Here is a 13,486-nt window from a genome sequence, read left to right on the forward strand (position 1 = left end):
ATTTGTCCAGTATATTTATCGCTTCGACAGGAAGGAATCTTTTTTCAGGTTAACGTTTCTCAGGTCAACAGGGTCAGAACACCCAGCAACGCCTGAACAACCGTTTGCGCCCTGATCTGATCACGATCACCCTCAAAATGGAAGTGCCTTGCAGTTGTTTCCTGGCCGGCACTCCAGGCAATCCAGACGGTTCCCACAGGTTTTTCCGGTGTCGCCCCCCCCGGTCCGGCAACGCCGGTCACGGCTATAGAGATATCCGTTGCCAGCAGCTTGCGGACACCCCGGGCCATGGCGATGGCCACCTGCTCACTGACCGCACCGTATTTATTCAGCAACACTGTCGGCACATGCAGGAGATTGGCCTTTACGCCATTGGCATAGCAGATGACACCACCGTCAAACCAGGCCGAGCTTCCCGGCAACACGGTCAGGACATGACCAATACCACCACCGGTACAGGATTCAGCGGTAGACAGGGTCCAGCCCCTGGACATCAGGAGTTCAGCAATTTCCCTGACAATGGGGGACGTAGCAGAATGCAGTGCAGGTTCCATGGTCACTCGCCAGTACGGTTATCAGAGGAGCCAATCAGGATAGGATGTTATAACACGATTAGGGGCAGTCTTCACAAGTTATCATTGAATGCACCATTTCACAGCACTGTTGCCAGGGAAACATGCCTTGCCCCGGAGCATCGGGGCAAAGCATTCTCTCTCTATTCAAACTCCTTCAAACTCTCCACCGTTATGGCATAGACAACGTCAGTGTACTCGGAGGTATTGTTTTCAACCCTGATCACTCCTTCCAGCCAGTAAGGGGTATAGCCCGCTTCTGTGACTTTTATGCCCTGGTCATAGCGGACAAAAATGGTCTGATTGGGTGGCGGTGGCGGTACATGAATACAGGCTCCCAGGGTTGGCACCAGCAACAGCTCTGTGGCTGATTGATCCTTGCCAATATTCAGCGGTACCAGGTAACCGGGAATTTTGACCCGTTGCTGATTCATACTTGCTACCGGAATCTTGCCCAGCTCTTCAATATACTCAATAGCCTCTTCCTGACTGATTTCACCCGCCTCATATTTACGGACAATGTCCTCATCCACCGGCGGCATCAGATCATCCCAGTTGATCTCTTTGATCGCAGGCTTTTCGGTGCTTGCAGCCATGGCAAAGTTCACCGGCATAAAAGCCAGCATAAGCACCACGGCCATCCAGCCAGGGTGTTGTCTTCCAGCTATCATTATTTGCTCTCCTACAGCCTGACCGTCAGACCATCCGCCAATGAATTTTTATAGGCCCGCCAGGCAGGCACTGCACCCAGTATGGTCGCCGAGATAACAATGACGACCGCCAGAATCCACTCAAACATCCCCGGTAACGCAATGGTAATGTGCAAACCCAGCTGCACTTGCAATACCGGTTGAATGGCGAACAGCATTCCATACATCAGCAGGAAGCCCAACAGTGTACCAGTGATGGCATAGATCAGGGACTCGGTCATCATCAGGGTAAAGATATGCCAGGGCCGGGCACCTACTGAACGGAGAATGGCCATCTCTCTGCGCCGTTCATTAAGCGACGTCAGAATGGTGGTCAGCATACCCACCAACCCCGCAATCACCACCATCACGGAAACCGCCAGCAATGCCTTTTCCGCTGAACCCACCAATTGCCAGAGTTCTCCCAGGGCGACACCCGGTAAAATAGCCGTCAGTGCTTCCTGGCGATACTCATTCACTGCCCGCTGATACCGAAAAGCCGCCACCCGGGACTTCAAACCAACAAAATAGGCGGTAATGCTGGACGGTTGCAAATCCATGGCCCGTGCCCTGTCGGCAGAAACCGAGAACAGTGCATTAGGTGCTGCCCCATTGACCCAGTCAATGTGCAACGCCTCAATCCCCTCCAGAGAGATCATTACCACTCGGTCCATAGGGGTGCCGGTGGGCTTTAACACACCAGAAATCCTGAAGGGTTTATCCTGATGCGTCTGCAGGCTCCGGCTTTCAACACCATGACTGAGCACTATTTCCTGACCAGCCTGATAGCCAAGAACCGCCGCCACTTCAGAACCAATCACCGCATCATAGAGATCATCAAATGGCTTACCATTTTTGAAACTGATGGGCTGATCATCACCAAAACGGAAGTGTTCAAACAGGGTTTGAGCGGTACCCACCACGCGATAACCTTGATGGGAGTCCCCCAGGGCAATAGGGATAGTCCAGGCGACTGCCTTATTGGAAGACAATTCCTGGTAGGTTTCCCAGGTAATGTTATTGGTCGCATTACCCAGATGAAACACCGAATAAAGCAGCAGATTAAGCGAACTGCTGCGGGCACCAACCACAAGATCGGTACCGGACACGGTACTGGTAAAACTGTTCCGGGCCTCAACCCGCACCCTTTCCACGCCCAGCAACAAAGCTACGCTGATGGCAATGGAGAAAATGGTCAGCAATGCCGTGGTTTTGCGATTACTCAGACTTTTCACCGCCAGATGAAGTATTGACATTACACCACCTCCGGCTGGCCTAAAGGCCGATGTTGACTGGCCCGGTTAATTTCATTCAAGGCCACAGAGCGATCAAACAAGGCTTCCAGGGCAGAGTCATGGCTGACAAAAACCAGCGTACTGCCAGCAGCCTCACACTCAGCAAACAGCAGACGAATAAATGCCTCACGGGTATCGCTGTCCAACGCCGAGGTGGGCTCATCTGCGATCACCAGATCAGGACGACCAATCAACGCTCTGGCTGCTGCCACTCGCTGCTGTTGGCCGATACTGAGCTCCGTCACTGACCTTTGCAGCAACTGCGGCTCGGTCAGCTCCAGATGGTTTAGCAGTCGAATCGCTTCCTGCCCGGCATCAACGCCCATGGATTGCACGTTTTCACGGCGCTTGCTGGCAAACCCCAGCGGCAGTGTGACATTGTCAACTACTGAAAGGTAAGGGATCAGGTTAAACATCTGAAAGATAAAACCGATATGATTGGCCCGGAAATGATCCCGCCGTGCCGGGGAGAAACGACCAATGTCGTTTCTCAGCACAGAGACAGCACCGGCAACCGGTGTGAGCACGCCGCCCAGCAGCCCCAACAGCGTCGTTTTACCCGACCCTGAAGGCCCCCGGATAAACACCTTCTCACCCTGATGGATTAACAGCTCTGGTATATCCAGAACCGCAGTTCCCGGCTGCCAGCCAAACTGGACATCCTTTAGGTGAATCACCGGTTGACCGAGACTGCTCATATCAGAAGCGCACCTCTGGTCGCTCACGGTTCATCTGACCCGCTACCTGGCCAGAATCGGTAAAGCCCTGAACCTTCAACTGTTCACTGTTTGCAAACCGCTGAAACAGTCGGGTAGAGATGCTGTTAAGCCCGGCAATATTGGCACACTCATAAACATAAGTAGCAGCAATATCCATATGCGCTGACTCATGGTGACCATCGCTATGGTGGTCATCGTGTCCATGACTGTGATGGTGGGAATCCTGATGACCATCTGTATGATGGTCGTCATGTTCATGCTTGTCATGGTGGTGTCCATCTGCATCACCATGATGATCTTCTCCATGCTCACCGCTGGCCGAAGCCGATGCCGCTTTCAACGTGCAGGACGCCGCTGGCGTAAAAGACCATAAATCGTCTTTTTCCAGTTCCTGCAAGGCATCTTTAAGTTGCCTGCGCTGAGCCTCCGAACGGATGGATTCAAAACCAAGAATATCAAACCCCGGCGTTTCCAGTTCAATATGAACCTGACGACCTTCAATGGCAAAATTCAAATGACCGGCTCCATGTACATGGGCTCCGGCATGACGATGCCCATCAGCGGAAACACCTGCTGTTATCAAGGCACAGGCAACAGCGGCCACTTTTGCAACACAACGCATACACAATTCCTGAAAGAAAGAAATAAATAAGTGATGAACCATCAAACTTCAGAGCTAGCGTTAATACCCGCACACCCCGTTCATCCTGAGCTTGTCGAAGGGTGGTGCCACCGCACTTCGACAAGCTCAGCACGAACGGTATGGGTATCAACACCTGGGAGGCGGTGCGCGGGTGTGTCTTTTGGTTGGCGTGGAAGAATGGATTGATAAGCGATAGGGACGGTCGTTAAGTACCGCACCAAACCGCACCTTTACTTTGCACCAATGAACGGGTGAAGCGGCTTGAGACACCAGCATACAGGCCGATGAATGCGGGTGCTCATTGTGCTGTTGATCACTGGCATCATCGACCATCGAAATAACTGGATTCTGCCAGAATATTTCAGATTGCTGATTTTCCTCCAAAGCCGTATGGACGTGGCTCAGTGTGTAGTGCACCACCAGCAGATAGACAGCCACCATAAGAAAAGACAGCAATTGCTTACTGTCTTTTCCACGGGCTGTCCGGCAAAGGCTGATGGTCATCTTCTGCGATTCCTTTCGGTATTGCCCTCACCCTGTTCCGGAGGGACTAGCACCCAATCTCAAAATCCAAATCGTTATAACATAACGTACATCAAATCACCAAAATATAATGCCAGAGTATTATATTTGATCAGGCATCAGGACCGCAGCAGCATCCGGTCATTTTATCTGGTGAACCAAATATCTGATTTGTTGTCAATAAGTCCCAATGACGGAGGGTTGAGCCCTGACGGTCATTTTACAGATTTATGCTTTTCAAGGTTTTTTAATGCCTGACCAGAGGAGTTGGTGTATATGTTTTTTTATCCTGCCCATTCCACTCCCGTTGACTCTGGCAAGGTTGAGTCACCGCCGCTCAATACTGAGGGTAAAGATAAAGCCCCTGCTCACCGGTCATCCGAAGAAAAAACTTCAATATTATTCCGAACCACCAGTGGTGCCTGCTTCAGGTGCAGGCCAGCTGACGCTGATCTGTTGCCACAGCTGTATTGCTTCCCGTGTTCAAATTTAACCAGTAAGTCAATCAAGACGCGCGACTCAAGTAAAATTTATGATCCTTCCCATGTTATTGAAAGCGCACCCTACCCGCCGGAGAGCGCTCAGGGTGATCAGCATTGCGGGGTCATCGACCTGGCAAGGCAGTCGCCATCTACACTACCTCACCAAGACGACATTGATGCCATGCCCCTGCCCGCTGACATTCGGTGTGCCAGAAAATTTTGTCCTGAGATTAATCAGTTTGCACAGTGCCAGGTGTTGACTGAGTTGTCGAAAAGCCTGGAGGTTGCCTGTGCCAGAGGCGTAATGCTGAATAATTTCAAGGGCGCTGAAGATTCTCCTCCGGGCATCGAATGCGGCCAGTGGCTGTCTCTGCATGAACTGCCCGCCCATTACCATAATGATGATGAACATCCCGCCCGGACGTTGGCCTCTGTTTGCAAAAAGCCTGGGGTCAACCCGCTGATACTGCCTGAGCCAACCACTGCAACCAGCGAGACTGAAGGAGCAACAGCAGGGGCACTGGCGACTCCGACAATAGCCTATGCCCAGTACGAAGCCATGGTTAAACAGTTTGGGGAGGTACTCAATGGCTTTGCCGGGCTAAGGCGTGCCTATCAAAACCAGGCCGATAGCGTCGATGAACTGTGCAGAGCCATTGTTAGCCAGCAATCACAAATACAGAAGCTTGAGCTGGAACTGCAAATCCACAAAGCAACCACCGGCAACGGCGTTTTACTCTGGAAGATACCCGGTTTCAAAAATGAGCTGGATAAGATCAGGAGTGGTGTTAGTCAACAACTCATCAGTCCCTTGTTTCATTCAATTAAAGGACATGCATTGTATGCACGAATTTATCTTACTGGTGATAAAGCAGATCAGGATCGGGATATCGGTCTATCCATTGGGCTTATGCCATCGCTTTATGATCCGATTCAGCGTCAGCAATTCGCCGGATCTATTTTATTTGAAATCCTTGGCAGGAGGGGTGGGGTGATACACAGTGATGTCATTCTTATTGCTGAAAACGTAATCAAGCTTCCGAACCCGGAAGATAATCCAGAGACTTTTGTCAATTGTATTTCTATAAGCCAGAAAAAGATGATGGACGAATGGCTGGTAGACGACGACCTCTTTATCAGATGCAGGCTTTAGCAATTAACGACTATGTAAACCGGTTGCCTGTCAAAATGAGCGCCGGTCAATAAACGGCAGAGGATCGCCTGATTTACTCAGACCATTTTTCATGGCAATGCGCTGGTTTTTACGCCCCAGCAGGCGTGCCTGAACCCAGCGCTCCCAGCGCAGGGCTTTCCAGGTGTCGGCTTTCCAGGTTTTTCTGAACAGGTATTTGGCTGCGGCAACGGCATCCGGCGATTGCCTGCAAATGGTTTGGGCAAGCTGTTCTGCTGCCGCCATCGGGTCATCAGCCAACCGGCTGATCAAACCGAACTCGTGCCCCTCCCGGGCAGTGAATTTACGCCCGGTCATGGTCAGCTCCTGGGCAATATCAATACGGGTCAGCCGGGAGAGCGTAACCATACCACTCATATCGGGAATCAAGCCCCACTTCATCTCCATAATGGCAAGGCTGGCATCCGCCCTGGCAATGCGATAATCCGTGGCCAGGATAATCTGCATCCCACCACCAAAGCAGTTACCATGAATAACGGAGATAACCGGGACCGGCAGTTCTCGCCAGCAATGGGCTATCTCCTGGGCAATATTCTGTTTGGTCCACGGCAATTTAAGAAAGACTTTTGCCACTATGCCCAGGTCTTTGTTGACGGCCTGAAAATCCAGTCCTGAGCAAAAAGAGGAGCCATTCCCGGAGAGAATCACGCAGCGGATCGAGCGATCCTTCCGGATTTTTTTTGCGGTAGCAATCATGTCACGAAACATGGCCATATCCAGGCCGTTATGTTTCTCAGGACGGTTCATGGTGACGTAGGCAATGTGATCTTTCACTGCATAGAGCACACGGGGTTGATCAGACATGGGAACCTCAACAGCAGCCGGTAATTATTATTATCGGAGTGAATCATTCCATAAAACGGCTGCTGTCGCAAAAGCACATGATCCGCCGATCAGACATGAAACCGGTCAGTGGTCACAGAATAGTCCGGGAATGGGTGCCTGGGTAATGTTGTATTTTCCCTCAAGATCGCGATAGACAATGGCACTCCAGATCGTGCCATTTTCCAACTGAAACTCCAGCGCGTAATTAACCCCATTAACAATCTGAGAGTGCACCGCCAGCATTTTTTTCAGTTTGGCCGACTTCTCCATTCCCTTGACCACCAGCTTTACCGCCTTCAGAACCTCTGGAGTAACTTCAGATTTTGTCCAGCCACCGGGCAGGTTGTCTTTGGCCTGACAGATGGCTTCAGCAGTTTTATTATCGACCACCGGCTTGTCATACGGTGCTTCACATCCCATAAGCATGATTGCTGCATACAGCGCACCGATCATTTTTACTTTCATTGGCAACACCCCATCTTGACCATGACTGAAACAGTTTACTGCACAAATAGCGGTAATGTGTTTGACCGGATTATATGCACACCAGAAGGAGAAGGTGTCCTATATCACGATTCTATCCAGTCAAGAAAAAACTTTGCCACGAAGACACGGAGAATAGAAAAAAACTTTTACTCCTTGGCAATCCGTGGCAAAAAGAGGAAGTTAATCAAATCAGGCATCGATGACGTTAACAACATAGCTGCCAGTCATCATAATACCGGTTAAACACTTTTGGCTGCCTATGGTCGCCCTGTTTTCTCCCTTTTTTTCATTGTGTACAGTTCAGATAAGGTAGCTGCCTCTCTCATTTTTGTTATGCCACACAGCTGTGTGACACACTCTTTTAGCTGCTCATTATTAAGCACTTTATCGACTATTTGTTTGAGCGACATGAACTCTTTGTAGCCGGGGTCACCCTCTTTCAACCGATAATGGGCTTTTTCAAAGGCCACGACCATGTCAACTCTTCGCTTATGAGAAGACATGAGGTCTTCAGCTGGCCTTTTGATTTTCCTGCGACCATGAGCAGGCAGAGGTGGTGAAGCGTCCTGACCAGCCTGTGATTTCAGCAGTTTTGATGCCTGTCTTTGCATGTAAGCCGTGATCTTGGCTTCATAAGTCATGGCCAGCTCTTCTATAACTTTCTTAACTTCAACTTTGCTGTTTTTCTGTAAGGACTGGATAATTTCATCCCGGTTTTCGCGTAAAACTTTGCAGATAAAGTTATATTGATAATAACTCAGCGCCTCCACGCTTATATTCTGGCGTAAAGTAGCAGTTCTGAATTCAGCTCGTGATTTGGCTGGAAGAGCGTCCAGAAATTCATAAAATAAAAGACCTTCTGGTGGCTTGCACTGTCGGAGAAAATTTTTTTCTACAGCATCAAAGATATGCTGAAAGTTTTCGCCTTCAAACGCACATGCATACCGTTCCTGGCAATCTCGCTTAAACTCTTGCGCAATGGAATAGTCGATTGATGAAGCTCCATCGGACTGCAGGTATTTGTTTAAATGTGAATAGATTCCTCTGGCGTTCTCTCTGATGACATCTTGTAACAGGCTATTGAGTTTCTTATTGAGGAAATTTTCAACAGGTATTTTTATGCCCCTGGACGCTAAGATGATGGCACGGGGAGGATTCATATACTTCTGTGCAGTGCACTGGGCTGCATAGTCACTGAGTGCGAGTGATTTACTCTGCAGGCTGGCCGCTATCCAGGCTGGAACAGGCGGAGTGACAACGGAAACAACACGGCTTAGCAAACTTGTTGTCCAGGAACCTAACCGGGCACCAGACACCAAAACCTGGCCCATATTCAGACTGATGGAGGTATCGTAGATTCCCACACAGCCTTTGGCCCTGGCTGATGTTGACGAGCCTTTAGGCCCGGATGGTTTTTTCCCTGCTTTTTTGGTGCGCGCCCCTGAACCAGCGTTCTTTTGTCTTTGCGGGGGTCTACTTCTTTGGATACTGTCCATCGGCACCACCTGTGTGCATTTTGCGATAGCAACTTGTCTTTGTGAAATAATTCTTCAACTATGGCCGCAACAAAACATCAACAGAATCTGGCCTTTTTTCATTAACAAGACATCATCCGAATCAAAATGGCATATTTTTCAGGAACACCTCCAACGGTGGCTTGGGAATGTTACCCGCAGCATCAGGCTTTAAGTCCGGGTATTGGCTCAGTACTTGATTGATCCTGGCCCGCAATACGCCTAACTGTTTTTGTTCTGACGCACTATATTTCAAAGTTTCAGAATACTCTCTGGCTAATGGGCCCTGCTCGACGTAAAGACAGGGCCTTTCAGGAAAGCTCCAGAGAATGCGGTTAAATTCGTCATATTCTTTATCACTTAACACCGGTTTGACTGCCTTCAGCAGTCGAACCTGGGAAAACATTAAATATCCCTGGTCCATATCAAGGTTGCGGACAAAACTTGTTAACTCCACACCAGCCCTGTAAAGATCACGCTCATCATATTCACGGGGTGCATCACCCGGATTGTCGAGGCGAGACGACATAATGCCATCCACAAAACCTTTCAACTTTCCCGCCATAAAATTAGCCTCATCCCTGTAGTTGGCCATGCATTTATTATACAGTTCCTGTGATTGCTGCTTGTATGCTGCGGCCTCCGCCGGCAGGAGAGCCTTGAGCTCCGATAAACTTTTATTATATTTAGCTATCTGATCCTGATGAACCTCAGTTTCTTGAATGGCCCTCTGTAGCTCATGCCTCACCGCGTCCCGAGCAGCCTCTATGGATTCCTTCGTTATAGGCTTGAGACTGCTGTACAAAGAATAAAACCCCACAATAGCAACTGCTGCTCCAGCAACTGCACCGCAAGCTAATGGGTTTTCTTTAATTGCTGATTCTATCACTTCAATCACCCGATCAGACAGACCTGTACCTGGTCTGACTGTGTCAGGAACTCTATCCAGACGTTCAGCCAACTTGGCAAAGGCAACAGCTCCGCCAGCAGCAGAAACCCCGATGCCGAATGCCGTAGGGAGAAATCTTGTTGTAGTTCCATCCACTGGGTCATATTTGAGATAACCCTCTTTGACATATCTAAAAAAACCACCCTTGGAAACAGTGTCTGATGGGAGTACAGGGTGTATCAACTGACCTGAATTCATCGCACTAACGAACATAACCAAACTCCTGTATGTTGAAATGAGTTAAGTAGCTCACCATTTGCTGCCGCATAAATCGCTGACTTGATAGCCATTTCAATTTAGTCAGGTTTGACCTCCATTCTCGTACTAAGTTCCAAACGAAAATCATGGGAGTGAATATAAGCAGACGGAAAATTGAACTTTTTGCATCCAGAACAATCAGTTAAATGTCGATGCTGCGATAACGTCACAAACACTATGTTAGAGGCAACAACACACCAGGCAGGAAACGCCTCTCAGAGCATACCCGATGATATAAGTGAGCATTGTGCAACTGGCTCCTCACAGCTCTTGCAACCCCTTGCAATCAATAACAAAAGCAACGGGTATATTACTGACAGCTCCGGGCCAGAAGAAAAGCACACTAAACCTTTCGCTGAGTATTCCATCCTCGCCCCGGAGCCAGCACTTACTATCCCCAAACTGTCCCGTCGTTTGAACAGACTGGTCCAGCTGGCTGCTGATTTCAACATCATCTGGGATCTCGGCTGTGACCACGGTAAAGCCGGAATGGCCCTGGCCATTAACAACGTATCCAGAGAAGTCCACTGTATTGATTGCTCCAGACATGTCATTGCCCGACTTCAATCTCTTCAGCTGCCCACTAACCTGACAGCTACCTGCGTGGATGCAGCCACTGTTAAAATACACAACTGTAAAGATGAGCTGGTCATTCTTGCTGGCATGGGTTCCCATACCGCCAACAAAATTATTGATGGAATTCTTGCAGAAACAGGCGATTTTCAAGCCAGCTTTCTGATCAGCATTCATAGAAACCATGATGATACAGTGGCACACCTTGCTGGCCGCTATGGATTTTATACGACGCAACACAGTGAGATAGAGGAGAAAAAGTACACTTACCGTTTTAACTTAATGTCCCATCAACACAGCCATTGATGATTCTTCGACGGATTAAGCAGAAATATTGACGATGGGTGTTCGGTGAAGCAAATTCAGGCAATAAAAAACCGGCGCTCTGGCCGGTGACTTGTGGTGCGTAAAATGGGTTAATCAATAATGTCATCAACGGTAAGATTCAGGGCTTGTGCAATTTTAGTAATTGTTTTCAGGGAACCCTGCTTCTTGCCACTCTCAATCTGGCTGATCATGGCTTCGGAAATACCGGTGTTTTCAGCGAGGGACTTTTGACTCATGCCTCTATACTCTCGCCACACCTTCACAGTATTTTCAGTCAACAACCGGTTCACTACTTCAGCAGGTATCAACTCTTCCTCACCCCGCCGTAACGCAGCCCGAAATTCATGAACAGCATCAGAATCCTCCAGGTCCTCCAGCTTCTCAAGCATTGCCTGATATTCGTCATAAGGCATAACCACAAAAGCCGGTTTCCCTTCATGCTTCAGTATATCGACCATCACCAAAACCTTTGGGGACATTGCCCCCATCTTTAATGCTTATAAACATTGCCTCGCGGCGCAATTTTGATCACCTCAATGATCAGCCTGTCATGCTCAATCTCGTAAACAATGCGCCAGCCTCCAACCCGCAGCCTATAGCCTGATCCACCCGCCAGCTTCTTTACATCACCGTCTGGAAGCTTGTTGATGGCCTTTTGAATCCTCAACCGGTCAAGCTCTGAAGTTTTCCTCAGAACTTTAACGGCCTGCTTTGAGTAAACCACCTTGAACATTGTATTATTCTACTACAACCTAACTTAAAGTAAATATAGAGTTTACTTAAGGTTAATCAACAAAAAATCTTGCACATTTGATATGCTGCCGATTTTGGCAAGGAATAAACTGGCGCGAAACGGCATTGCATTACTGGTTCGGTCATACAAAACAATTTGTCAAACCAGTGATACTTTTGCCTGCTGGCAAACTACCCGCATGTTAACATTGCATTTATTGCCGATCAGATGGGGCACACGGATTACTCGATGCTGGTTAAACGCTATGGCAGCTGGATGAAAACCGAGAGCCAGAGTGAGGTTAATCGGATCTGGACTGCCCCAAGAATCAGACACCACCACCTGAACTACCGAATTGAATGAATAATACAGACCTCTCCAACCACACTCCGATGATGCAATATATTTATTTAGAGCTATAGTTTTACATCATAACTTATTGATTTATAAGGAACTAAAGAAAGCAAGTAATTGTACCATAGCTCTATATATCTCTGAATAACTCTTAATTTAGCCCCAAAAACGCCCCATATTTTAACCGTCGTCGTATATCTATAGAAATACGATAGTGCTATTTAAACAACGGGGTCCTGAACTCATTTTGGAAGCAAATCGAAAGGAATAAGGGGGGGGGAATACAGGCCGGAACGATCCGACCTCATGTCTTGCCTAGATCAGACGCTATAACCGGCCGGAAAAGACCTCAACATTTAGCACTTCACGGCTGATTGTATCGAAGTAACACGCATACCTATAGTTCTGCCAGGCTCCAAAGCCGTTCTGGAATTTAATCTGGTCACCAACGTACTTGATATGTCCTGCTTTTCTATCAGTCCATATGGCACGACTGAACTTTTCACCAAAGAATCCCTCAGTCCACTCATAGTCATATTGTGCAAAGCGCTCAATCGGGCCATCACAGGCTATACTGGCTTCGCCTATATTGCGTTTACCCCAGCACTCTATGCTTTCTCTGCACGCTTTTTCTTCCTGCTCTTTTTCCAGTTTTGCCAGACGGGCTTCTTCTTCAGCCTTGGCCTTCTCAGCTGCAACCTGAGCCTCTTTTGCCGCCTGGAGATCCGACAGGTATTGCTGATAGTCAGCACCATTATCGAATCCGAGACCGAGAGCTATTTGCTGTTCAGCAATATCCTTGAAGCCCAACGCCAGGGCTTTTTCATGCTCTTCCTGCTGTTCAGCCTGGACAATAAAGAGGAGGGAAACGATATAGAGTACAGTCAGGGCAGCCGCCCTGTATTTTAGCGCCAGCACTTTACCTGTTTTCCCATAGGCAAAATTTCTGACTGGCGGAAGTAGCAGGCCTGCTATGACAAGCCATAGCAGTCCACCAATCGGCGAAGTGAGTAATGTAACTATTCCAGCCAGAGCGAAGATCACGCCAAAGGTCCAATTAAGAGTGCTGATCAGCTTCTGCTTCATCGATTTATTCCGTTATTGTTGTTGGTAGATTTGTGCAAATTTCGCAAATTTTTATGAAATTTAAAAAAAAATGATTTGATACAAATCGATGTACACGGTACATTTTCTTCGTAAATTACGTTTTATGACATGTAATGAAAGGCCGTCAAGAGCCGTTAATACTATTGCAGTAAATTAATTTCGTATAGAGGGATCTGTTCTGCGTCGCTAACAGGACAGCAAATACATGGCCTTGTAAGGCCAGCAGGGGACTTTTCGCAACAGGTG

Annotated in this window: 15 protein-coding genes; 2 read left to right on the top strand and 13 right to left on the bottom strand. The window is 48.4% G+C overall.

The window, feature by feature from the left end:
* Positions 1-59 precede the first annotated feature (59 nt).
* The 6 genes from ACO6UY_RS13450 to ACO6UY_RS13475 form a co-directional block, all read right to left on the bottom strand.
* Positions 60-554 carry a CinA family protein gene (locus ACO6UY_RS13450; RefSeq protein WP_422445260.1) on the bottom strand — a complete coding sequence of 165 codons (495 nt, stop codon included), beginning with the start codon at positions 552-554 and terminating at the stop codon, positions 60-62.
* Between the two features lie 161 nt (positions 555-715).
* Positions 716-1,243, bottom strand: a complete 528-nt coding sequence (locus ACO6UY_RS13455) for a DUF3299 domain-containing protein (RefSeq protein WP_422445262.1) — start codon at positions 1,241-1,243, stop codon at positions 716-718.
* A gap of 11 nt (positions 1,244-1,254) precedes the next feature.
* Positions 1,255-2,517, bottom strand: a complete 1,263-nt coding sequence (locus tag ACO6UY_RS13460; protein WP_422445264.1) for an ABC transporter permease — start codon at positions 2,515-2,517, stop codon at positions 1,255-1,257.
* A complete protein-coding gene (locus ACO6UY_RS13465) occupies positions 2,517-3,254 on the bottom strand; it encodes an ATP-binding cassette domain-containing protein (protein ID WP_422445266.1) in 738 nt (245 codons plus the stop codon). Before ACO6UY_RS13465 ends, ACO6UY_RS13460 begins: the two co-directional genes overlap by 1 nt.
* 1 nt (position 3,255) lies before the next feature.
* Positions 3,256-3,897, bottom strand: coding sequence for a ZrgA family zinc uptake protein (locus ACO6UY_RS13470; protein WP_422445268.1), 642 nt, complete (start codon positions 3,895-3,897; stop codon positions 3,256-3,258).
* 147 nt (positions 3,898-4,044) lie between these two features.
* Entirely contained in the window at positions 4,045-4,422 is a 378-nt protein-coding gene (locus ACO6UY_RS13475) for a hypothetical protein (RefSeq protein WP_422445270.1), read from the bottom strand.
* A 294-nt stretch (positions 4,423-4,716) separates the two neighbouring features.
* Between ACO6UY_RS13475 and ACO6UY_RS13480 the strand changes: the two genes are divergently transcribed.
* Positions 4,717-6,075, top strand: coding sequence for a hypothetical protein (locus ACO6UY_RS13480; RefSeq protein ID WP_422445272.1), 1,359 nt, complete (start codon positions 4,717-4,719; stop codon positions 6,073-6,075).
* Positions 6,076-6,105: 30 nt separating this feature from the next.
* Here ACO6UY_RS13480 and ACO6UY_RS13485 read toward each other — a convergent pair whose 3' ends face one another.
* The 4 genes from ACO6UY_RS13485 to ACO6UY_RS13500 form a co-directional block, all read right to left on the bottom strand.
* Complete coding sequence (locus ACO6UY_RS13485) at positions 6,106-6,918, bottom strand: crotonase/enoyl-CoA hydratase family protein (protein WP_422490229.1); 813 nt, start codon at positions 6,916-6,918, stop codon at positions 6,106-6,108.
* Between the two features lie 105 nt (positions 6,919-7,023).
* Entirely contained in the window at positions 7,024-7,404 is a 381-nt protein-coding gene (locus ACO6UY_RS13490; protein ID WP_422445276.1) for a cystatin domain-containing protein, read from the bottom strand.
* Positions 7,405-7,682: 278 nt separating this feature from the next.
* Entirely contained in the window at positions 7,683-8,585 is a 903-nt protein-coding gene (locus ACO6UY_RS13495; protein WP_422490231.1) for a hypothetical protein, read from the bottom strand.
* A 457-nt stretch (positions 8,586-9,042) separates the two neighbouring features.
* On the bottom strand, positions 9,043-10,101 hold the full coding sequence (locus ACO6UY_RS13500) for a hypothetical protein (RefSeq protein ID WP_422490233.1): 1,059 nt from the start codon (positions 10,099-10,101) through the stop codon (positions 9,043-9,045).
* A 315-nt stretch (positions 10,102-10,416) separates the two neighbouring features.
* Here ACO6UY_RS13500 and ACO6UY_RS13505 point away from each other — a divergent pair, with 315 nt between their 5' ends.
* Entirely contained in the window at positions 10,417-11,025 is a 609-nt protein-coding gene (locus ACO6UY_RS13505) for an SAM-dependent methyltransferase (protein WP_422460207.1), read from the top strand.
* Between the two features lie 110 nt (positions 11,026-11,135).
* Here the strand turns inward: ACO6UY_RS13505 and ACO6UY_RS13510 are convergent, their stop codons facing one another.
* From ACO6UY_RS13510 to ACO6UY_RS13520, 3 genes are all read right to left on the bottom strand, one after another.
* Positions 11,136-11,504: a helix-turn-helix domain-containing protein gene (locus tag ACO6UY_RS13510; protein WP_422490234.1), complete on the bottom strand. Its 369-nt coding sequence runs from the start codon at positions 11,502-11,504 to the stop codon at positions 11,136-11,138.
* A 32-nt stretch (positions 11,505-11,536) separates the two neighbouring features.
* Positions 11,537-11,779: a type II toxin-antitoxin system RelE family toxin gene (locus tag ACO6UY_RS13515; RefSeq protein WP_422445286.1), complete on the bottom strand. Its 243-nt coding sequence runs from the start codon at positions 11,777-11,779 to the stop codon at positions 11,537-11,539.
* A 681-nt stretch (positions 11,780-12,460) separates the two neighbouring features.
* Complete coding sequence (locus ACO6UY_RS13520; RefSeq protein ID WP_422490235.1) at positions 12,461-13,219, bottom strand: hypothetical protein; 759 nt, start codon at positions 13,217-13,219, stop codon at positions 12,461-12,463.
* Positions 13,220-13,486: the final 267 nt, after the last annotated feature.

The sequence above is a fragment of the Endozoicomonas sp. ALE010 genome (assembly GCF_049310165.1).
Lineage (GTDB): Bacteria > Pseudomonadota > Gammaproteobacteria > Pseudomonadales > Endozoicomonadaceae > Endozoicomonas.